Origin of the sequence: Psychrobacter sp. AOP7-A1-24, assembly GCF_052376235.1 — a bacterium.
GTDB lineage: Bacteria > Pseudomonadota > Gammaproteobacteria > Pseudomonadales > Moraxellaceae > Psychrobacter.
In genome coordinates this window covers 1-996 of record NZ_JBQSVM010000100.1, presented here as the reverse complement: position 1 = coordinate 996, position 996 = coordinate 1, and the positions used below count along the sequence as shown (strand labels likewise).

Sequence of the window (996 nt, the reverse complement as noted above, 5' to 3'; positions counted from 1 at the left end):
TAAACCCTAATCGTTTTCTTGGTCTGTTGTTTAATTTGTTCTCAATGTCCTGCATCTCATCATCAGAGACTTGTCTAAAGTCACAACCCTTAGGCAAGTACTCTCTGATAAGGCCGTTGGTATTTTCGTTGGTTCCTCGCTGCCATGACGCATAAGCATCGGCAAAGAAGAAAGGGCTAAAGAGCTTTTGTTTCACCTTCTTATGCTGAGCAAACTCTTTACCATTGTCAGAGGTAATGGTCTTAACCTGCAACCTCACTGGCGCTAAGAGTTCTATCATTGCCTCTGATACTTGCTGTGCTGTTTTATGACCCACACGCTTCATCTTCAATAGCCCCGTTTTACGTTCAACGAGCGTGACAATCGCTTGCTTGTGATGCTGACCGATAACGGTATCGGCTTCCCAATCTCCAATACGTGAGCGTTCTTCAACAATACAAGGGCGCTCATGAATCGAGACTCTGTCATTGATACGACCTCGAGTCTCAGCGGTTAGACGCTGCCGGTATGGTTTTCCTTTACGTCTGAGACACTGCCACAATGTGCCGCCTTGCCTCTTATCACGCCAAATATAGCGATAAATGCTCATATGACTGATACCAGCATGAACGCCAGATATTTGCTCAGGACTCCAGTTCTCTTTAAGCTTGTCTGTCACCCATGCCCAGAGGTCAGTCACAATAGTTGTGGCGTTGTTAGCCCGTCTGTCACAAGCCTTGTTATTAGCATGCTTTGCTCGGTAACCTCGTAGGCTTTTATTGCGTCTAAGCTCTCTTGATATGGTACTGGGACTTCTGTTTAACGCCCTCGCTATAAAATTAATACTATGTTTTGCCCCTTTAAGGGCATAAATCTGGTATCGTTCACCTAGGCTTAGATGTGTATAGCTCATGGTTGCAATCTCACTTTGGTCGGTGGATAAAAACTTTGATGCTAGCGCATCTAGGTCTTTTTTTCACCTTGCATTTGGTATTGCACTTCATGTGTTAATCTAAG

The 996-nt window shown here is 44.6% G+C and carries 1 protein-coding gene; it reads right to left on the bottom strand.

Annotation, left to right across the window (positions count from 1 at the left end):
* Positions 1 to 892 (bottom strand): IS30 family transposase (locus ACT3QQ_RS13870; protein ID WP_444528425.1); only part of this gene is annotated, 892 nt, incomplete at its 3' end.
* Positions 893 to 996 lie beyond the last annotated feature (104 nt).